Genomic DNA, 20,555 nt, shown 5'->3' on the forward strand with positions numbered 1-20,555 from the left:
ATGACGCCCGGATCGCCGGGGTCTCCCGGCGGTCCAGGCGTCACGCACTACCTCGTCACGACGTCATCGGGTCGCGTCCGCGTCGACCAGCGTGGGGTCGCCGCCGGCCTCGGCCACCTCTTCCCGTACCCGCTCGATCTCGGTCTCCGGGTTGTGCTTCGCGCGGCCGGGCAGCCACTTCAGCGCGATCAGCGCGCCGATGAACACCACGATCGCGCCGATCAGCGCGGAGACGTGCACCGCGTTGACGAACGCGTCGTTCGCGGCCGTGACCAGCGCGCCACCCTGCGGACCGGACTGCGCGGCCACCGCGTACGCGCCGGCGATCGACTCGGACGCGGCCTCGCGGGCGGCCTCCGGCAGCGCCGCGACCGAGTCGGCGACCTGGCCGCGGTAGACCGCGGCGAGCACGGAACCGAGCACCGCGATGCCGAGCGCGACCGAGACCTGCCGGATCGTGTTGCTGATCGCGGAGCCGACACCGGCCTGCTCGCGCGGCAGCGTGGACATGATCGCCTCCATGGCCGGCGGCAGGATGTTCGCCATCCCGGCGCCCTGCAGGAAGAACAGCACCGCGATCACCCAGATCGGCGTGTCCGCGCTGATCAGCACGAAGCCGAGCAGCGAGACGCCGACGACCGCGAGCCCGATCGAGGAGACCGCCCGGCCGCCGAAGCGGTGCACCATCGCGGCGCTGCGCGGTGCGAACGCCAGCTGCGCCACCGCGAACGGCAGGAGCAGCAGACCGGTCTGCAGCGGCGAGTAGTCCCGGACCAGCTGCAGGTAGAAGCTCATGAAGAAGAACGTGCCCATGCTGGCGAAGAAGACCAGGCCGATGGAGGCGATCGAGGCGGAGAAGCGGCCGTTGCGGAACAGCTTGACGTCCAGCGACGGGTACGCGTACCGCCGCTCCCAGGCGACGAAACCGGCCAGCACCGCCACGCCGGCCACGATGAACGCCCACACCGCGGGCGAGTCGAAGCCGTTCTCGCCGCCGTCGATGATGCCGTAGACCAGCGAGGTCAGGCCGACCACCGAGAGCAGCACGCCGACCAGGTCGAGCCGCCCCGGCTTCGGGTTGCGCGACTCCGGCACCAGCACCGCGATCAGCACCATGCCGAGCAGCACGATCGGCACGTTGATCAGGAAGACCGAGCCCCACCAGAAGTGCTCGAGCAGGAAGCCGCCGAGGATCGGGCCGATCGCGACCGCGAGACCGACCGAGCCGGACCAGAGCCCGATCGCCTTGGCGCGCTCCCGCGGGTCGAAGACGACGGAGATGATGGAGAGCGTGACCGGCATGATCGCCGCGCCGCCGAGACCCATCAGCGCGCGCATCGCGATCAGCTGCTCCGGGCTCTGCGAGTAGGCCGAGGCGAGCGAGCTGAGGCCGAAAACGGCCAGGCCGACCATCAGGAAGCGCTTGCGGCCCCAGCGGTCGCCGAGGATGCCGAAACTGAACAGCAGGGCCGCGAAGACCAGCGTGTACGAGTTGACGGCCCACTCGAGCTCGGCCTGGGTGGCGCCGAGGCCCTCGTCCGGGTCGGCGAGCACGCGAATCGCGACGTTGAGGATCGTGTTGTCGAGCACGACCACGAGCAGGGAGATCACGAGGACGCCGAGAATGGCCCAGCGCCGCGGGTGACCTGTGTTGGTCTGCGGATCCATCCGCGGTCCCCCCAAGGACGATTTACGATACGGAACGATCCCGTATTCCAAGGGGGGACACTACAGCCTGTCGTTGCGATACGGAACCGTTCCGTATCTTAAGTGTCGCCGGTCACGGCTTGTGCTGGTCGAAGCCCACGCCGTTGCACTGCCGGCCGCCGTTCACACAGTGCTTGATCACCTCTGCCTGGCGCGCCGGATCCCAGCCGTTCATGAAGTCGTAGTGGAACGTGTTCGGCGCGCCGGACGACAGCGCCAGCCCCTTGGTCACGCCGCCGGGCAGCTTGTACGGCACCTTCATCTCGAACATCGGCAGCGGAACCGGGTGACTCGCCGTGCACTTCCCCCGCACCGGCCAGGCCATGTGCGACCTGTGGTCCGCGGTGTCCAGGTGCTTGCCGTCCCAGCAACTCGGCGCCTTGTAGCGAACGATCAGCGACGACCCGTCCGGGCACGACGCCGGGATCGTCGCCAGCGTCTGCCCGCCACAGCTCCAGGTGCCCGCGAACTGCTCACCGGCCGGCGCCTTCGCGTTGCCGACCAGCAGCCGGAACCCGGCCGGGAACGGCTGCACGGTCCGGTAGTCGTCGACGCCCGACTTGTAATAGACCGTGACCTGTTGCGGCGTCAGCGGCCTGCCGTCCTGCAACAGCGTCGGGAACCAGTAGGACGACGCGTCCTTCGGGTCCTGGCACGAGGTCTTCCCACCGACCAGCTTCTCCGGCGTAGTCGACGCGTCCGTTGTGGGATTCCCGACGAACGTGTGGTCGTGCGACGCACCGGACAGCCCCGGGAAGACGATCGGGTCGTCACCGCGCCGGTGCGTCATCGTGCAGTTCGCCGCCACCTCGCGATACTGCGCCCGCGGCGGCGCGTCGCTGAACGACGGCACGGTCACCGGAGTGGTCACGGTCGGCTCCACACCGGGACGCGTCGGGCTCGGCACCGGCGCACCGGTCGTGGCCACCGGCGAGGGGGACGCGGTCGTCGGCGCGGCCGAGGGCGCACCGGTGACCGGCGCACACGGTGGCATGGTCAGCCCGGCCTGCGCCGCGGGCGTGGCCAGCTGCTGCGCGTACTCCGACGGCATGCAGGTCGGCAGCACCAGCGCGGGCGCCGACGAGCCATCCGCGGTGGGCACGGTCGTCACGGAGCAGGCACTCACGGCCAGCGCGAGCGCCACGACCGGCAGCAGGCGCAGGCCTCTCATGCGTTGGATTCTCACGGCTTCCTTCCGGCGGTGCGGGGACGATGCTCGTCAGCACGCTAAAGCCGCCGTCGGCCGATTTCCTGAGCCGAAAGTCCCAGCAGAACAACATCGAGCCGAACTTCAAGACCATTCAAAAGCTTTCTTCCCGCTTCCGGCGTGGTGCAGACCGCATGCTCCCGCGGGCACCGGTCGGCCGCATGGACGGAGCGTTCACTCCACTCAGGGGGCGGGTGGTCGGGGCGGTAGCCGGGCTTCCTGTCAGTTGGGTGGGTGGCCGGGAAAAGACCACGCTGCTCCGGACCGCACGAAACGCTCGATCAGGCCGACAGCAGCGAAGCGGGCACTCCGTGCGCGAAAATCGTCCGGCGACGGGCAACAGCGTCAGGCCCGCAGCAGCGAAGCGGGCACTTCGTGCCCGAGATCTCGGGTTATAGGGTCATGCGGTGGTTCGTCGGCGGCGCGCCGGTCAGCGGCCGGTCCAGCGGAGGACGGCCTCGGTGCGGTTGCGGGCGCCGAGCTTGGCGAAGACCGCGTGCAGGTGATTCTTGACCGTCTTCTCGGTGAGCCGCAGCCGCTCCGCGATCACCACGTTGGCCAGGCCCTCCGCGACCAGGTCCAGGACCTGGCGTTCGCGCGGCGTCAGGCCGTACCGCTGCTGGGTTTCCCGATGTCTTTGATCTGCTTTGGCTCCGGCCTCGGCGGCCTCCTGGGCGCGGCGCAGCGACTCCGCGGCCACGGTCGCGGCGGCCGGCGACAGCCAGCTCCGGCCGGACGCGACCACGGTCACCGCGCGGACCAGCTCGGCCGGGTCGAACTCGCCGTGCACGAGATATCCGCGGGCGCCGCCGCGCAGCATGTCACGCACCACCACGTCGGCGTCCTCGCTGGTCAGCGCCAGCACCGCGGTCAGCCGGGCCAGCTCGGTCACGATCGCCAAGCCGTCCGCTACCGGCATCCGGTAGTCGAGCAGCGTCACGTGCGGGCGCAGCCGGCGGGCGGCATCCAGCGCGGCCCGGCCGTCCCCGGCCTCACCGACCACGAGCACGGTGCCGGACGCATCGAGATTCGCCCGCAGCGCCTCCCGCACGATCGGATTGTCGTCCACCACCAGCACCCGGATCACGCCACAGCCTCCACCCGGCGCACGTCGCGGCCCACCGCCCGAACCACGCCACAGCCCCGGCGCACGTCGCGGCCCACCGCCCGGACCACGCCACAGCCCCGGCGCACGTTGCGGCCCACCGCCCGGACCAGGCCACGGCCTTCGCCGCGATACGCGTCGCCCGCCGGCGCCCGGACCACGTCGCGAGCCACGGGCTGAGCCACGTCCCGGGCCGCAGGCTGGGCCACGTCGCGGACCGCCGGGCGGACCATCTCGCGGTCCATCGGCCGGAACACCTCACGGACCGCCGGGCGGGTCATGCCGGGGCTCCGGCGCGGACGCGCAGCAGTGTGCCCTGGCCCGGGGACGAGCGGACCTCGACCGCGCCGCCGACGCCGGTGGCGCGCTCGAAGACGCCGACCAGGCCGAGGTGGCCGGCGGCGCGCAACTGGTCGAGGCCGCCGGCGGAGAAGCCGACGCCGTTGTCGGCGACGGTCAGCTCCACCGTGCCGGGTGCGGCGGTCACCTCCACCCAGACCGCGGACGCGCGGGCGTGCCGCTCCACGTTGGTCAGGCCCTCGCGGAGGATCCGGAGCAGCTCGTATCGGGTCTCCAGCGGCGGATCCACGTCGTCGATCCGGGTTCGCACCGGGATGCCGGTGCGCTGCTCCCAGTCCCGGCAGGCGCGGGCCACGCCGAACCCGAAGTCCTGGCCCGGGTCGTCCGCGCGCAGGCCCTCCATCAGCTCGCGCGCCTCCCGGGCCGCGACCTCGGCGCCGCGGGAAACCGTGTCCGCGAGCTGCTCGGCGAGCGCGGGATGGCGGCGCAACGACTGCGGAAGCGCGACCGCGGCGAACGAGACGCCGCGCAGCGTCTTCGCCACCGAGTCGTGCAGCTCGCGGGCCAGCCGGGCGCGCTCGGACGCGGCGGCCGAGCGCTGCGCGGACGCGACCACGGCGACGGTCAGCTCCACGTAGCGGACGAGCGCGGCGGTCGCCACGGTCGCGCCGACGCCGGCCAGCAGTCCGAGCACCGGGAACGCGGCCACGAACGCGGTCACCTCGGGCGACGGGCGGCTCTGCCGGAGCAGCACCGCGGCGGAGGCGAAGCCGAGCGCGGCCTGTACCGCCCAGAGCGGCAGCGCGCGCATGCCGAGCAGCGCGCCGGCCAGCGCGGCAGCGCCGGCCGAGTAGCAGAAGAACGCCATCCCGCCACGGCTGAGCGCGAGCACGCCACCGGCCACCAGCAGGTCGGCGAGCAGCGGCGGCCACGGATGCCGGGTCAGCGACTCGGGACGCCGGGTGAGCAGCGCGACCTGGGCCGCGGTCGCGACCAGCACCAGCGCGACCACGGTCGGAACCCGCCACCGCTCCTCGATCAGCAGCAGGCCGGCCGCGGCCGCGGTGATCGTCACGACCGCGCGGCCGAGCAGTACGGCCCGGGCGATCGCGGCCGGTGCGACGAGCTGGCCGCTCATGGCGCCGCTCACGGCGCCACGAACGCGACGTCGTCGATGAAGAAGCGGTACGCGTTCGGCACGGCCTCGGTGGCGATCTCCAGGTCGATGCGCCGGATCGGGCCGCCGCCGGGAAGCAGGTCCGCGACCGGGACGGTGAACGGCACCCACTCGTCGACCGGCGCGTTCAGCGTGGCCGGCCTGTCCGTGGCGAACTCGGTGGTCGGCGACAGCGCGAGCCGGGCGACCGTGCCGTGCAGCCGGCCGCCGTAGATCCGCAGCTTGAGCACGGTGCCGTCGGCGACCGTGAACGGCTCGGACGCGATCAGCGAGACCGACGCGGTCTTCTCCTTCGGCTCGACCCGCAGCGCCACGATCTCGGTGCCGGGCACCAGACCCGCCGGGACGACCTTCACGCCCACGCCCTCGGCCGCCCAACCGGAGCCGAGCGCGGTGGTGTAGACCGCACACGCGGGCCGCGGCGACGCGCCGCCGGCCACGCACCGCGCGGGACCGGGGGTGGCGCTGGGGCTCGCGGACGGGTTCGGGCTCAGGCTGGGCGTCGAGGCCGGGCCAGGGCTCGGGCTTGGGCTCGGGCTTGGGCCGGGGGTCGCCGCTGGTTGCGACGCCGCGACGGGCGCCGAGGGCTCGTCGGGCGGGGCGATCAGCGGTGGCACGCCCACCGCGATCACGCCGACCGCGACGGCGAGCGCCGCGTATCGGCCCCACCGCGGCCCGGCCGCCGCCACATCTGCCCGCACGCCACGCCGCCTCACCCTCCGCGCCGCCCGGTGTCCGGGATCAGACCGGATCTTAGTGCGATCGGCGAGCAACCGGCCGGGTCGTCCGCCCGCCGCGAAGCCGCACGACCGCCGAGCAGCGGTCCGGCGGGCCTACTGACTTTTCGTCATCGAGGTGAGAGACGCCTCGCCGGGCTGCGTCGCTGACCTTTGACGCCGGGTTCCAGGCGGCCGACAGCGCAGTGTCACCGCCGGACGGCGCGAGCGACGGCCGACGCGCTGAATAGGCCTCCTTCCACATGATGGAAGATCGCCGTCACTATGTGAAAAACACCCGCCCTCGAAGACCCTCGCGCCCGAAATATCATAGTTAAGTCACCCGGACATCGGCCCGGATCTTGACTAGTGATACACAGCGCACCGTATGAGGCCCCGATACGGTGCACTGTGTATCACTAGTCAGAATCCGAGCCGCAGGCCGGATGACTCACCGATCTTTCGGCGCCAGAGGGCTTGCGAGCCGCGCCGCTGCCGCGGCCTCGGGATCGGGGGTCGGGGAATGCGACAGGCGGCCGGTGGTGGCCGGAGGATTGACTCCACCGGTGCGACACGGCCGCCAGCCACCGCAGGATCTTGAGTGCTGGCTCCGCTGCGCTTCGGGTGTCGGAAGAGCGAGCGACATACCCGGGATGTCGGCGCGGAGTGCGACCGGCGAGAAAGCGAAGGGCCCACGGCGGTACGCCGGGGGCCCTTCACCGAAGCGGGAGCTATGCGTCGACGGCGGCCATGACCTCGTCGGAGATGTCGAAGTTGCCGAAGACGTTCTGCACGTCGTCACAGTCCTCGAGCACGTCGATCAGCTTGAAGATCTTGCGTGCGCCTTCCTCGTCGAGCGGCACGTTGACGGACGCGACGAAGTTCGAGTCGGCCGAGTCATACTCGATCTTGTTGTCGGTCAGCGCGGTGCGGACCGCGGGCATGTCGGTCGGCGCGGAGACGATCTCGAATGCCTCACCGAGGTCGTTGACCTCCTCGGCGCCCGCATCGATCACGTACATGAGCAGGTCGTCCTCGGTGAGACCGTCGGTCTTCGGGACGATCACGACGCCCTTGCGGGAGAACATGTACGCCACGGAGCCGGCGTCGGCGAGGTTGCCGCCGTTGCGGGTGAGCGCGGTGCGGACCTCGGTCGCGGCCCGGTTCCGGTTGTCGGTCAGGCACTCGATCAGCAGCGCCACGCCGTTCGGCCCGTACCCCTCATACATGATGGTCTGCCAGTCGGCGCCGCCCGCCTCCAGGCCGGAGCCGCGCTTGACCGCCCGGTCGATGTTGTCGTTCGGCACCGAGCTCTTCTTCGCCTTCTGGATGGCGTCGAAGAGCGTCGGGTTGCCGGCCGGGTCGCCGCCACCGGTGCGGGCGGCGACCTCGACGTTCTTGATCAGCTTGGCGAACATCTTGCCACGCTTGGCATCGATGACGGCCTTCTTGTGCTTGGTGGTTGCCCACTTGGAGTGGCCGGACATCACATGCCTCCCGTAGTCGCGTCTGTCTAACTCGCCCTGGCCATCTCGACGAACGCCTCATGCACTCGGAGATCACCCGTGAGTTCCGGGTGGAAAGCGGTGGCGAGCAGGTGCCCCTGCCGAACCGCAACAATCCTACCCGCGGCCGGACCGGACGTGACGCGGCCCAGCACCTGTGCGTCCGCGCCGACCTCTTCGACCCACGGCGCGCGGATGAAGACCGCGTGGAACGGGTCACCGTCGATGCCGTCGATCTCGACCGCGGCCTCGAACGAGTCGACCTGACGGCCGAACGCGTTGCGCCGGACCGTCATGTCGATGCCGCCGAACGCCGGGCGGTCCGGGCGGCCGTCCAGCACGGTTCCGGCCAGCATGATCATCCCGGCGCACGACCCGTACACCGGCATGCCGCTGTTGATCCGTTTCTGGATGGGCTCGAAGAGCCCGAACTCGGCCGCGAGCATGGCGATCGTGGTGGACTCCCCACCCGGGATGACCAGGGCGTCGACCGAGTCCAGTTCCGAAGGGCGGCGGACCGGCCGGGCGAGCGCGTCGCACTCGGCCAGCGCGGCCAGGTGCTCGCGGACGTCCCCCTGCAGCGCGAGGACGCCGATCGTCAGGTCGCCGCTCACCAGCCCCGCTCCTGCAGACGGTGCGGCACCGGGATGTCGTCGACGTTGATGCCGACCATGGCCTCGCCCAGGCCGCGGGAGACCTTCGCGATCACGTCCGGGTCGTCGTAGAACGTGGTGGCCTTGACGACCGCGGCCGCGCGCTGCGCCGGGTTGCCCGACTTGAAGATGCCGGAGCCGACGAAGACGCCCTCCGCGCCGAGCTGCATCATCATCGCGGCGTCGGCCGGCGTGGCGATGCCGCCCGCGGTGAACAGCACGACCGGCAGCTTGCCGGTCTCGGCGACCTCCCTGACCAGCTCGTACGGCGCCTGAAGCTCCTTCGCCGCGACGTAGAGCTCGTCCTCCGGCAGCGACGTGAGCCGCTTGATCTCGCCGCGAATCCTCCGCATGTGCGTGGTCGCGTTGGAGACGTCGCCGGTGCCGGCCTCGCCCTTGGAGCGGATCATCGCGGCGCCCTCGGTGATGCGGCGCAGCGCCTCGCCCAGGTTGGTCGCGCCGCAGACGAACGGCACCGTGTAGGCCCACTTGTCGATGTGGTTCGCGTAGTCGGCCGGGGTCAGCACCTCGGACTCGTCGATGTAGTCCACGCCGAGTGCCTGCAGCACCTGCGCCTCGACGAAGTGACCGATACGCACCTTCGCCATGACCGGGATCGACACGGCCGCGATGATGCTCTCGATCATGTCCGGGTCGCTCATCCGGGAGACGCCGCCCTGTGCGCGGATGTCCGCGGGCACCCGCTCCAGCGCCATGACCGCCACGGCACCGGCGTCCTCCGCGATCTTCGCCTGCTCCGCCGTGACCACGTCCATGATCACGCCGCCCTTGAGCATCTCGGCCATGCCACGCTTCACGCGGGCACTGCCGACAACGGGCTGGCCTGGGTTTTCAGTGGCGGGATTCTCGGACACGGGATGCTCCTCGGGAGTGTTGACGACGCAGCGAATGGTACGCGCGGGTGGTTGCCCCACCGACGTCCAATCGGCCCCCCAGTGGCCTGCGCAACGTGCCCGCCCCGCCGTCCACCACCCCGAACCGGCCCCCACACATCCGACATGTCGGTTTCTCCGATCGGCCGGCGCGGCACTGAGCCGCAGGCATAGCGGCGAACGCGACCACCAGGGGTTTCGGTGACCAGCGTCGGCACCGGCTCCGACGCGGCGACCGGAGCGGCGGCGGAGGCCGCCGCGGGTTTGCCCGCGGGAGCAAACGGGCCGTACCACGCCGGGAGCGGGAAGATGATCTTTTGCGACGGCCGCGTCAGTGCCGCGCGTGCGACTCCGTGGGTGCCTCGCGCGGCGTGAGCTGGCGCGGGGGCTCGGTGAGCGAGGGCGTCAGCGTGGGCTCGTCGATGTCGAAGTAGCGCGGGCGGTCGTGGCCGCGGGCCATGCCGAAGACGCGGACCAGCGGGCGGTCCCGGTTGATCAGCGCGTCGCGGACCGAGTCCGTGTAGACCTGGCGGGCGAGCGCGACCCGGCGGCTGGCCGCGACGACCGGCTCGGCGGTGGCCAGGTCCGCGGTCGGCGCGAGGCGGCGCAGCTGGCGCGTGAGGTCGTTCTCCGCTGCCTCGCGCTCGCCGGAGTCCGCGCCGGTGCCGAGCCGGTAGTCGCGGCCGTCGATGCGCGAGCCGGCGTCGAGCGCGATCCGCGCGGCCGCGTAGAGCTCGACCACGTCGAGCTGCTCGGCCAGCACGGCCGCGGCCGCGGCGCGGCGGAGCAGGTGGGCGTCGAGCGCGGCCGCGGCCGAGGTTGCCCGCGCGTGCAGGCGTTCGACGCGCCGGTCGGTCCAGACGAGGTAGGCCGCGAGGAGCGAGAGCACCACGGCCGCGCCGGCCCACCACCACAGGTGCGTCACTCGATCACCTGCGGCGCTTCCAGGACGCGGCCGTCCGTGGCCTCGATCGCGGTCTCGTAGACCTCGAGCACGCGGCGGGCGACCGACGGCCAGTCGTACGCGTCGACGGCGCGGCGCGCGAGCGCGGAGAGCTCGGCCCGGCGGTCCGCGTCGTCGAGCAGCGTGGCCAGCGCGTTCTCCAGCGCTGCCGCGTCGCCGACCGGGAAGAGCACGGCGGCGCGCCCGTTGTCGACGACCCGGCGGAACGCGTCGAGGTCGCTGGCCACGATCGCGGCGCCCGCGGCCATCGCCTCGGTCAGGATCATGCCGAACGACTCGCCGCCGGTGTTCGGCGCCACGTAGACGTCGACGCTGCGCAGCATGCGCGGTTTGTCCTCCTCGGACACCATGCCGAGGAAGCACACGCGATCGTGCAGCTCTGCCGGGATCTTCTCCAGTAGGTCGGACCTGTCGCCTGGGCCGGCCACCAGCAGTCGCAGGCCGGGCCGCGACCGGGCCAGCGAGATCCACGCCTGGCGCAGGATCGGGAAGCCCTTGCGCGGCTCGGTGAACCGGCCCAGGAAGCCTATCGCGCCGCCGGGGCCGGGCCAGCCGTCCAGCGGCTCCGCGTCCGCGAACTTCGCCACGGCCACGCCGTTCGGGATCTCCACCGCGCCGCCGTCCAGGTGCTCGACCTGCACGCGGCGGGCCAGCGCGCTCACCGCGATCCGCGCGGTCACCCTCTCCAGCACGATCTGCAGCGCGCCCTGCACCGCGGCGAGCGCGCGGGACCGGGTCATCGCGGTGTGGAACGTGGCCACCACCGGGCCGTCCGCGTTCAGCACGGCCAGCAGCGACAGGCTCGGCGTGAGCGGTTCGTGCACGTGCAGCACGTCGAAGTGGCCGCGGGCCAGCCAGCGCCGGACCCGGGCCGTGGAGACCGGGCCGAACGAGATGCGCGCGACCGACCCGTTGTACGGCAGCGGGACCGCCCGCCCGGCCGCGACCACGTACGGCGGCAGCGGCGAGTCCTCGTCCGCGGGGGCCAGCACGCTCACCTCGTGGCCGAGACTGATCAGCGCCTCGGCCAGGTCCATCACGTGGTTCTGCACACCGCCCGGCACGTCGAAGGAGTACGGGCACACGATGCCGATCCGCACTCGTTACCCCCTCAGGCCATTGCTTGCGCGGGCTCGTCGACCCACACCCGCTGCAGCATGTGCCAGTCCTCCGGGTGCTCGGCGATGCCCTTCGCGAGGCGGTCCGCGATCTGCTGGGTCAGGAACCGCACCTTCTCGTCCAGCGTGCCCTGGTCCGGCACCGGGATCGGGCCGACCAGCCGGCCGTGGGCGGTTCCGTCCGGGTCGTTCCACATCTGCACCACGTAGAGCGGCGCTCCGGTACGCACGGCCAGCAGCGCCGGACCGCCGGGCATCTTGGCCCGGCCGCCGAAGAACGTCACGTCGATGCCGCGCTTGGACAGGTCCCGGTCCGCGAGCAACGGCACGATGTAGCCGTCGTTGAGCTTCTCGGCCAGCAGGTCGAGCGGGGACCGGTCACTGCCGCTGGTCGGGATGATCTCCATGCCGAGTGCCCGCCGGAACGCCAGGAACTGCTGGTAGACGCCTTCCGGTTTGAGCCGCTCGGCGACCGTTATCAGCTTCCAGCCGTTCGCGACGGCCCAGGCGCCGGCCGCCTCCCAGTTGCCGCCGTGCGGCAGCGCCAGGATGACGCCGTTGCCGGAGGTCGCCTCCCGGGCCAGGTCCTCCACCCGGTCGAAGCGGAACCGGCGCCGGTGCTCCTCCGGGGTGCGCGTGTGCAGCCGGAACGTGTCCGACCAGTAGCGCGCGTAGGACCGCATGCCCTGCTTGACCAGGGCGTCCATCTCCTCCTCGGAGAGGTGGGGCTTGACCCGCCGGAGGTTGGCACGCAGCCGCTCGACGCCCTTGCCGCGCTTCTTCGTCGCGCGATCAGCGCCCGCGTGGAAGAGCCTGATCGCCACGGACTCCGGCAGCCACTGGACGACCTTCCACCCGGCCCGGAAGCCGAACTCCGCCAGGCCGCTCATGCGGCCGGCTCGCGCAACGCGGCCTGGTCCTGCTGGTAGACGTGCCGCATGCGCTGCCAGGCCGTGACGATCGACAGGGCCGCCAGGATCCACAGCACCGCCTGCATGCCCCACATCACGCCGAACGCGGTGGTCAGCGCGCCGATGCCGATGCCGATCAGGCGCTCCGGCCGCTCCACGATGCCGACGTTGCAGGTGAAGCCGAGGCCCTCGGCGCGCGCCTTCACGTACGACACGACCATGCTCGCAACCAGGCAGACCAGGGCCACGGTCGAGGTGATCCAGTCGCCCTCCTTGCCGAACCAGTACACCAGCACGCCGAAGATCGCGGCGTCCGCGATGCGGTCCATGCTGGAGTCGAGGAGCGCGCCGAACCTGCCGTTCGGCCCCTCGCGCAGCCGGGCCATCGTCCCGTCGATCAGGTCCGTGAAGCAGAACAGGGTGACGACGATGCCGCCGATGAGGAAGTGGCCGCGGACGCCGAAGAAGACGGAGCCGAAGACCACGCCGATGGTGCCCGTCACGGTGACCGCGTTGGGCGTGACGCCCAACCGGAGGAGGGCACGACTGACCGGTTCGATGAGATGAGCCATCCCGGCGCGCGCCGAGACCGAGAGGATCTTTGCCATGGCCGTCCCACCATAGCGGCGCGTCGCTGTGCGCGACACCGCACGCGCGGATAGCCGACGCAGCGTCACGGGTTGCCACGGACCTATCACATCAGGCAACGTGACCGGCATCACCTTGCGAAACTTCAGGTTAAGAGCGGCGTTGGGGGATCATCGCCGACGCCTCTACGCGACGGGGCCAGGAACGACACAAATCGACCCGAGGGAGGTGCGCCGATCATGGCGCAGAAGACACAGGAGAGGGCGGTCGCCGGCAGTGCGCCGGTGGTGGACGAGCCCGGGAGGGTACGCAACGTGGTGCTGGTCGGCCACTCCGGCGCCGGGAAGACCACGCTGGCCGAGGCGCTGCTCGCCGTGACCGGCACCGTCCCGCGCACCGGCAGCGTGACCGACGGCACCACCGTCTGCGATCAGGATCCGGCCGCGATACGGCAGCAGCGTTCCGTGACGCTCGCCTGCGCGCCGCTGATGCACGACGGCATCAAGGTCAACCTCCTGGACACCCCGGGTTACGCGGACTTCGTCGGTGAGCTGCGCGCCGGGCTGCGCGCCGCCGACGCCGCCCTGTTCGTGGTGTCCGCCGTCGACGGCATGGACGCCGCCACCGCCGCGCTCTGGGAGGAGTGCGCCGCCGTCGGCATGCCGCGCGCGGTCGCCGTCACCCGCCTCGACCACCCGCGCGCCGACCTCGACGAGACCGTGGCGCTCTGCCAGCGCGTCTTCAGCGACAACGTGCTGCCGCTCTACCTGCCGATGCTCGACGACGACGGCGAGAACGTGACCGGCCTGATGGGGCTGATCACCCAGCGGATCTACGACTACACGAACGGATACCCGGCCGAGGTCCGCGCCCCCGACCCGGAGCACTTCGGCGCGATCGAGGAGGCCCGCAACGAGCTGATCGAGGGCATCATCGCGGAGTCCGAGGACGAGACGCTGATGGACCGGTACCTCGGCGGCGAGCAGATCCCGGTCGACGTGATCATCGAAGACCTGGAGAAGGCGGTCGCGCGCGGCCACTTCTACCCGGTCGTCCCGGTCTGCGCGCCCGACCGGGTCGGCCTCGACGCGCTGCTGGAGCTGCTCACCAAGGCGTTCCCGTCGCCGCTCGAGCACGACCTGCCGATCGTCACCGGCGTCGACGGCTCCGCGCGCGAGCCGCTCACCTGTGACCCGGACGGACCGCTCGTCGCCGAGGTGGTCAAGACCACGATCGACCGGCACGTGGGGCGTGTCTCACTCGTCCGCGTCTTCTCCGGGACGCTCACCCCGGAGAAGGTGGTGCACGTCTCCGGTCACGGCCTCGCCTCCCGCGGCCACCCGGACCACGACGCGGACGAGCGCGTCGCGCACATCTACTCGCCGCTCGGCACCGCGCTGCGCGAGGTCGGCTCGTGCATCGCCGGTGACATCTGCGCGATCACGAAGTCCGGCAGCGCGGAGACCGGCGACACGATCTCCACCAGGGAACAGCCGCTGCTGATCGAGCCGTGGGACATGCCGGAGCCGCTGCTGCCGGTCGCGATCGTCGCCAGGACCCGCTCGGACGAGGACGCGCTGGCCAAGAACCTCGGCCGGCTCGTCGCCGGCGATCCGACGCTGCGCCTGGAACGCAACCCGGACACGCACCAGCTCGTGCTCTGGTGCATGGGCGAGGCCCACGCGGACGTGGTGCTGGACCGGCTGCGCACCGGCGGCGTGGAACTCGACACCGAACCGGTCCGGGTCGCGCTGCGCGAGACGTTCGCCGCCCCGGGCAAGGGCCACGGCCGGCACGTCAAACAGTCCGGCGGCCACGGGCAGTACGCGGTCTGCGACATCACGGTCGAGCCGCTCCCGCCCGGCTCCGGCTTCGAGTTCGTCGACAGGGTCGTCGGCGGCTCGGTCCCGCACAACTACATCCCGTCCGTGGAGAAGGGCGTCCGCGCCCAGATGGAACGCGGCATCGCGGCCGGCTACCCGGTCGTCGACCTTCGGGTCACGCTCGTCGACGGCAAGGCGCACAGCGTCGACTCGTCCGACGCCGCGTTCCAGACCGCGGGTTCCCTGGCGTTGCGGGACGCGGCTGAGAAGGCCACGATCACGCTGCTGGAACCGGTCGACGACGTCACCATCCGCGTCCCGGACGCCTACGTCGGCGCGGTCATGAGCGACCTCTCCGGCCGTCGCGGCCGGGTCATGGGCAGCGACGCCGACCCGGACGGCGACCGCACGTTCATCCGCGCCGAGGTCCCGGCCACCGAGCTGGTCCGCTACGCGGTGGAGCTGCGCTCGATGACCTCCGGCGCCGGCACCTTCACGCGCGCCTTCGCCCGCTACGAATCGATGCCCGCCCACCTGGCCGACGCGGTCAAGAAGGAACACGCGACGTCCTGAGCCCGGGGTCTGCTCAGCTCGGCCAGGCCGAGCTGAGCAGGTCCCGCGTCTCGGTGAGCAACTGCGGGAGGATCTTGGTGCGGGCGACGATCGGCATGAAGTTGGCGTCGCCGCCCCACCGGGGGACGACGTGCTGGTGGAGGTGGGCGGCGATGCCGGCGCCCGCGACCGAGCCCTGGTTCATGCCGATGTTGAAGCCGTGCGCGCTGCTGGTGGCACGGATGACGCGCATCGCGGTCTGGGTGAAGCCGGCCAGCTCGGCGGTCTCCTCGACGGTCATCTCGGTGTAGTCCGCGAGGTGCCGGTACGGGCAGATCAGCAGGTGGCCCGGGTTGTACGGGTAGAGGTTGAGCACGGCGTAGACCAGCGTGCCGCGGGCCACCATCAGGCTGTCCGCGCGGGGCAGATCCGGAGCCTGGCAGAACGCGCAACCGTCGGACGGGCGTTCCTGACCGGCGATGTAGGTCATCCGGTGCGGGGTCCAGAGGCGGTCGAGCGCGTCCGGCTCGCCGGTGCTGGGCGGGCTGACGGCGCGGTCCTCCGAGGTCTCTGGCACGCAGGCGATCCTATGGGGTGCACGGATTCCAGGCGTCGGCACCGGCCAGGAACGTGCGGGGATCGTAGCCGTCCGGCGAGGTCAGCTGCGGCCGGTTGGCGTTGATCGCGGCGCCCGGGCCGTAGTTGCGCCACTCGCCGTAACGCGCCTGGGTCCACGGCCAGGTGCCGAAGTCGGACCACGGCGCGTCGACCCGGATGTGCGCGCCCAGACAGGAGTTCCGGATGATCGTCTGGCCGATCGCGTTCGGGTCGTTGCTCGGGTGCCAGGGCCGGCCGAGGTGGACGGTGCCGGCCGGGCCGTCGCCGGTGAAGCGGCAGCGGGTGAAGAGCTGGCCGTGCGGGTTGCCGATGTCGGTGCTGGCGGCCGTGACGTAGCCGAGGTGCCGGTTCAGCGAGTGCACGCGGCAGCGGTCGAAGACGGCGGTGCCGCGGCCGAAGATGAAGTCGACGTCGCCCTCGACGTAGCAGTCCCGGAAGTACGCGCGGGAGATCGTGGTGGCGGCCGGGCTGTTCACGTAGAGCGTGTCCTGGTTCGCCAGGAACGCGACGTTCTCGAAACGCAGCCGATCGCCGCGGGTGAGCACGGCAACCGCCTGATGTCCGGAAATCTCCGGGTGCGCGGCCTCGTCGAAGTCGTTGGCGAAGGTCAGGTTGCGGGCGGTGACGTCGTTCGCGGAGATCGTCACGGACGCGCTGCCGGACGTGCCCCAGGTGCCGCCGGTGGCCGGGTTCGGCGTGCCGTTGGCCCGGTCGTCGACGATCACCACGTCGGAGGCGCGCCGGCCGAGCCCCACCAGAGTCAGGAACGGCCTGTCGGCCGGAATGACGACCTGCCCACGGTACGTCCCGGGGCGGAGCAGAATCGAGAACGCCACCCCCGCGGGTACGGAGTCCACCGCGGCCTGGACGCTGTCCCCGGGCGCGACGACGAGCACGTTCCGGCCGCCCGGAATCCCGGCGGCGGAAGCAGCGGATGCGGGGCCCGCACCGGCGGCGGCGAGCAGCGTCCCGGCACCGGTCGCGGCAAGGAAGGTCCGTCGGCGCATGGGCGTGCTCCTCAGCGGGTGGCCGGCGCCGCGTCGGGCGAAACGCGGCGCCGGCGAGCGAACGGGACAGCGAGCCGACCAGTGATCGAAAGCGGCCGGACCAGGATCGGAACCGGATCGAGCGTGGAGCCGGCGCGGACCGCTACACCGAGGGGAAAGCGCTTGCCCGCGCGAGTGACACGACGCTAACCCGCCCCCGCGACCGGGTCAACGACATCGACGTGCAGCTTTTTTGCAACGTCCCGGACATGCGAGAAGGGCCGGGAGATCCCCCGGCCCTTCCGACGAGAGCGGTCGCCTGATCGAGGCGCCGCGGGCCACCGGAACGGCCTGCGGGACGCCTCGATCGTGAACGCGTGACCGCCGCCCTTACCGCGCGTGCTTGGCGGCCGCCTGGTTGGCGAGCGCCGTCACCTCCTGCATCGTGCGCTCCTCCAGGTCCGCCGCGCTGGTGTCCGGCGCCGCGACCGCCTCGGCCGGGGTGGCCGACGGCGGCACGTTGGTGCGCGAGCGGACGATGTCGGTCACGTGCCGGACCGCCTCGTCCAGCGGCACGCCGTTGCGCTGCGAGCCGTCCCGGTAGCGGAACGACACGGTCTGGCCGGCCACGTCGTCGTCGCCGGCGAGCACCATGAACGGGATCTTCTGCTGCTGCGCGGTGCGGATCTTCTTCTGCATGCGGTCGTCGCCGGAGTCCAGCTCGGCCCGGATGCCCGCGGCCTTGAGCAGATAGATGAAGCCCTCCAGGTAGGACGCGTGGTCGTCGCGGATCGGGATGCCGACCACCTGCACCGGCGCCAGCCAGGCCGGGAACGCGCCCGCGTAGTGCTCGGTCAGCACGCCGAAGAACCGCTCGATCGAGCCGAACAGCGCCCGGTGGATCATGACGGGCTGCTGCCGGGTGCCGTCGGACGCGGCGAACTCCAGGCCGAAGCGCTCCGGAAGGTTGAAGTCGACCTGGATGGTGGACATCTGCCAGGTCCGGCCGATCGCGTCCTTCGCCTGGACGGAGATCTTCGGGCCGTAGAACGCGGCGCCGCCCGGGTCCGGCACGAGTTCCAGCCCGGAGTCCTCGGCCGCGATCCGCAGCGCCTCGGTGGCGCGGTCCCAGTTCTCGTCCGTACCCACGGATTTGTCTGGGTTGCGAGTGGAGAGCTCCAGGTAGAAGTCGTCCAGGCCGTAGTCGCGCAGCAGGTCGAGCACGAACTTCAGGAGCGACTTCAGCTCGTCGCCCATCTGCTCCGGCGTGCAGTAGATGTGCGCGTCGTCCTGCGTCATGCCGCGCACCCGGGTGAGGCCGTGGATGACACCGGACTTCTCGTACCGGTACACACTGCCGAACTCGAACAGGCGCAGCGGCAGCTCGCGATAGGACCGGCCGCGGCTGCGGTAGATCAGGTTGTGGAACGGGCAGTTCATCGGCTTCAGGTAGTAGTTCGCGCCCTCGACCTCCATGGGCGGGTACATGCCGTCCGCGTACCACTGGAGGTGGCCGGAGGTCTCGAAGAGCGTGCCCTTGGTGATGTGCGGCGTGTTGACGAACGAGTAGCCGGCCGCCTCGTGCCGCTCCCGGGAGTAGTTCTCCAGCTCGCGCCGGATGATGCCGCCCTTGGGGTGGAAGACCGCGAGGCCGGAGCCGATCTCGTCCGGGAAGGAGAACAGGTCGAGTTCCGCGCCGAGCTTGCGGTGGTCGCGGCGGGCCGCCTCCTCCAGCAGCCTCTGGTACGCCTTGAGCGCGTCCCGGGTCGGCCACGCCGTCCCGTACACCCGCTGGAGCTGTGGGTTCTTCTCGCTGCCCCGCCAGTAGGCCGCGGCCGAGCGCATCAGCTTGAACGCGCCGATCAGCCGGGTGTTCGGCAGGTGCGGGCCGCGGCACAGGTCGCCCCAGCAGACCTTCTCGCCGGACGCGTCCAGGTTGTCGTAGATGGTCAGCTCGCCGCCGCCGACCTCCATGATCTCCTCGGCGTCGAAGCCACCGGCACCGGCCTCGCCGACCAGCTCCAACTTGTACGGCTCGGCGGCCAGCTCCTCGCGCGCGGCCTCGATCGAGGTGAGCTCCCGGCGGCGGAACCGCTGGTTGCTCTTGATGATCTCCTGCATCTTCTTCTCGATCTTGCCGAGATCATCCGGCGTGAACGGCTTGGCCACGTCGAAGTCGTAGTAGAAACCGTCCCGGATGAACGGCCCGATGCCGAGCTTCGCCTCCGGGAACAGCGTCTGCACGGCCTGCGCGAGCACGTGCGCGGTCGAGTGCCGCAACACGTTCAGCCCGTCCGGCGAGTCCAGCGGGACCGGCGTCATCACGGTCTCGTGGTCGGCCGACCAATCCAGGTCGTGCAGCTCGCCCTGCTCGTCGCGGACCACGACGATGGCCTTCGGGCCGGCGAGCGGCAGGCCGATCGCCGCCACCGCGTCGGCCGCCGTCGTCCCGGCCGGGACGACGACGTGGTCCGTCTCAGCGGGCTTCGATGTCGGTGCGGACACGGTGGGATCTCCGTTCATTCGGTTTTCCAAAGCACAACCCACCGATGCTATCGCTGCGGGCGGCGCCACTGACGGGGGACGCGCTCCTCGCGGACCGCGTCCGGATCGCCGAACAGCAGCACCACGCTGGCGCCGCCCAGCCGGGCCCGGTCGATGCTCACGGTCCCGCCGGTGGTGACCGTGGCCCGCCGCGCGATGTCGAGCCCGAGCCCGGTCGAGCCGCGCCCGCTGGCGCCGCGCCGCAGCGCGCTGTCCGGATCCGCGATGCCGGGGCCGCCGTCGTCCACCCGGACCGCCACGTACCCGTCCCGCCGGGACACCGCCACCTCCATCGGCGTGCCCTGCGGCGCGTACCGGAAGACGTTGCCCAGCACCGCGTCCAGCGCCGCGGCCAGCTCCGGCCGGGGCAGCGCGACCGGCGCCGGCGTGTCCGCGCCGACGATCACGCACGGCCGGTTCTGGTCGCCGGCCACCGCGGACCAGAACGCCATCCGCTGCCGGACCACCTCGCTCGCGTCACAACGCACCTCCTCCGCGGCGGCCGGCTCGACGGAGGCCGCCCTGGTCGCCCGGATCAGCTCGTCGATCTCGCCCTCCAGCGCCTCTCCGGGTAGCCCCAGTCGGTGCCGTGCTCGTCGAACACGCGCGCCGAGGTGCAGTCCGCGATGCGCGCGCGGCGGTTCTTCGCCACCCGCGAGTCCGGCCTGCGCGTCGACGCCACCGCGAACGGTGTCCGGATGGGCGGCACGCTGCCGGTCTCGTCCGGCGACGTCACGTTCGCGGTCGACCTGGATCGCGGCCCGGACTGGACCGGCCGGTCGTCGTCGTGGGTGGCGGCCCTGCCGATGATCTGCACCCCAAGGGTGGTCGACGGCATACGGGGCAGCCCGGCGCCGGCGGTCTGTGCTGGGCGCACGAGAAGACCCGAAGCGGTCCGGCGGCGGGGCGCGCGGGGCGCGCGGGGCGCGCGGGGCGCGCGGGGCGCGCGGGGCGCGCGGGGCGCGCGGGGCGCGCGGGGCGCGCGGGGCGCGCGGGGCGCGCGGGGCGCGCGGGGCGCGCGGGGCGCGCGGGGCGCGCGGGGCCCGCGGGGCGCGCGGGGCCCGCGAAAGACCCGAAGCGGTCCGGCGGCGGCGGTCCGCGTGGGACGCGGGAATAGATCCAAAGCGGTCCGGCGGCAGTGGAGAGTAGATCCAAAGCGGTCCGGCGGTGGCCGAGAGTCGATCACGT

General features: G+C 71.8%; 17 protein-coding genes and 2 pseudogenes. 1 reads left to right on the forward strand and 18 read right to left on the reverse strand.

Features of this window, described 5'->3' with window-relative positions:
* Positions 1–63 precede the first annotated feature (63 nt).
* The 13 genes from J2S43_RS23840 to pgsA all read right to left on the reverse strand — a co-directional run bounded on the left by J2S43_RS23840 (position 64) and on the right by pgsA (position 12,864).
* Entirely contained in the window at positions 64–1,668 is a 1,605-nt protein-coding gene (locus J2S43_RS23840) for an MFS transporter (RefSeq protein ID WP_306832752.1), read from the reverse strand.
* A gap of 112 nt (positions 1,669–1,780) precedes the next feature.
* Positions 1,781–2,878 (reverse strand): DUF1996 domain-containing protein, encoded by a 1,098-nt coding sequence (locus J2S43_RS23845; protein WP_306832754.1) that lies wholly within the window; start codon positions 2,876–2,878, stop codon positions 1,781–1,783.
* A 466-nt stretch (positions 2,879–3,344) separates the two neighbouring features.
* Complete coding sequence (locus J2S43_RS23850; protein WP_306832756.1) at positions 3,345–4,001, reverse strand: response regulator; 657 nt, start codon at positions 3,999–4,001, stop codon at positions 3,345–3,347.
* A complete protein-coding gene (locus tag J2S43_RS23855) occupies positions 3,998–4,300 on the reverse strand; it encodes a hypothetical protein (protein WP_306832758.1) in 303 nt (100 codons plus the stop codon). Before J2S43_RS23855 ends, J2S43_RS23850 begins: the two co-directional genes overlap by 4 nt.
* On the reverse strand, positions 4,297–5,457 hold the full coding sequence (locus tag J2S43_RS23860; protein ID WP_306832761.1) for a sensor histidine kinase: 1,161 nt from the start codon (positions 5,455–5,457) through the stop codon (positions 4,297–4,299). Before J2S43_RS23860 ends, J2S43_RS23855 begins: the two co-directional genes overlap by 4 nt.
* A gap of 8 nt (positions 5,458–5,465) precedes the next feature.
* The gene (locus tag J2S43_RS23865) at positions 5,466–6,197 is read right to left on the reverse strand and encodes a hypothetical protein (RefSeq protein ID WP_306832762.1); all 732 of its coding nucleotides are present in this window, start codon (positions 6,195–6,197) and stop codon (positions 5,466–5,468) included.
* A 746-nt stretch (positions 6,198–6,943) separates the two neighbouring features.
* A complete protein-coding gene (locus tag J2S43_RS23870; RefSeq protein ID WP_306832764.1) occupies positions 6,944–7,699 on the reverse strand; it encodes a YebC/PmpR family DNA-binding transcriptional regulator in 756 nt (251 codons plus the stop codon).
* Between the two features lie 26 nt (positions 7,700–7,725).
* Complete coding sequence (pdxT, locus tag J2S43_RS23875) at positions 7,726–8,331, reverse strand: pyridoxal 5'-phosphate synthase glutaminase subunit PdxT (RefSeq protein ID WP_306832766.1); 606 nt, start codon at positions 8,329–8,331, stop codon at positions 7,726–7,728.
* Positions 8,328–9,245, reverse strand: a complete 918-nt coding sequence (gene pdxS / locus J2S43_RS23880) for a pyridoxal 5'-phosphate synthase lyase subunit PdxS (protein WP_306832768.1) — start codon at positions 9,243–9,245, stop codon at positions 8,328–8,330. The genes pdxT and pdxS overlap by 4 nt, the downstream gene beginning before the upstream one ends.
* A 349-nt stretch (positions 9,246–9,594) precedes the next feature.
* Positions 9,595–10,188: a LemA family protein gene (locus tag J2S43_RS23885; RefSeq protein ID WP_306832770.1), complete on the reverse strand. Its 594-nt coding sequence runs from the start codon at positions 10,186–10,188 to the stop codon at positions 9,595–9,597.
* Positions 10,185–11,327 carry a glycosyltransferase family 4 protein gene (locus tag J2S43_RS23890; RefSeq protein ID WP_306832772.1) on the reverse strand — a complete coding sequence of 381 codons (1,143 nt, stop codon included), beginning with the start codon at positions 11,325–11,327 and terminating at the stop codon, positions 10,185–10,187. The genes J2S43_RS23885 and J2S43_RS23890 overlap by 4 nt, the downstream gene beginning before the upstream one ends.
* A gap of 11 nt (positions 11,328–11,338) precedes the next feature.
* Entirely contained in the window at positions 11,339–12,235 is an 897-nt protein-coding gene (locus J2S43_RS23895) for a phosphatidylinositol mannoside acyltransferase (protein ID WP_306832774.1), read from the reverse strand.
* Positions 12,232–12,864 carry a phosphatidylinositol phosphate synthase gene (gene pgsA, locus J2S43_RS23900; RefSeq protein ID WP_306832776.1) on the reverse strand — a complete coding sequence of 211 codons (633 nt, stop codon included), beginning with the start codon at positions 12,862–12,864 and terminating at the stop codon, positions 12,232–12,234. The genes J2S43_RS23895 and pgsA overlap by 4 nt, the downstream gene beginning before the upstream one ends.
* A 219-nt stretch (positions 12,865–13,083) precedes the next feature.
* Here pgsA and J2S43_RS23905 point away from each other — a divergent pair, with 219 nt between their 5' ends.
* Positions 13,084–15,240: an elongation factor G-like protein EF-G2 gene (locus tag J2S43_RS23905; protein WP_306832778.1), complete on the forward strand. Its 2,157-nt coding sequence runs from the start codon at positions 13,084–13,086 to the stop codon at positions 15,238–15,240.
* Positions 15,241–15,253: 13 nt separating this feature from the next.
* Here J2S43_RS23905 and J2S43_RS23910 read toward each other — a convergent pair whose 3' ends face one another.
* From J2S43_RS23910 to J2S43_RS23930, 5 genes and pseudogenes are all read right to left on the reverse strand, one after another.
* Positions 15,254–15,709: an HIT family protein gene (locus J2S43_RS23910; RefSeq protein WP_306839415.1), complete on the reverse strand. Its 456-nt coding sequence runs from the start codon at positions 15,707–15,709 to the stop codon at positions 15,254–15,256.
* Positions 15,710–15,806: 97 nt separating this feature from the next.
* The gene (locus J2S43_RS23915; protein WP_306832780.1) at positions 15,807–16,844 is read right to left on the reverse strand and encodes a pectinesterase family protein; all 1,038 of its coding nucleotides are present in this window, start codon (positions 16,842–16,844) and stop codon (positions 15,807–15,809) included.
* A gap of 474 nt (positions 16,845–17,318) precedes the next feature.
* Positions 17,319–19,328 (reverse strand): annotated as a pseudogene (gene thrS, locus J2S43_RS23920) (threonine--tRNA ligase); the annotation flags it as partial.
* A 47-nt stretch (positions 19,329–19,375) separates the two neighbouring features.
* A pseudogene (locus J2S43_RS23925) lies at positions 19,376–19,966 on the reverse strand (sensor histidine kinase); the annotation flags it as partial.
* A complete protein-coding gene (locus J2S43_RS23930) occupies positions 19,903–20,244 on the reverse strand; it encodes a hypothetical protein (protein WP_306832782.1) in 342 nt (113 codons plus the stop codon). The pseudogene J2S43_RS23925 and the gene J2S43_RS23930, both read right to left, overlap by 64 nt.
* Positions 20,245–20,555: the final 311 nt, after the last annotated feature.

The organism is Catenuloplanes nepalensis (assembly GCF_030811575.1).
GTDB lineage: Bacteria > Actinomycetota > Actinomycetes > Mycobacteriales > Micromonosporaceae > Catenuloplanes > Catenuloplanes nepalensis.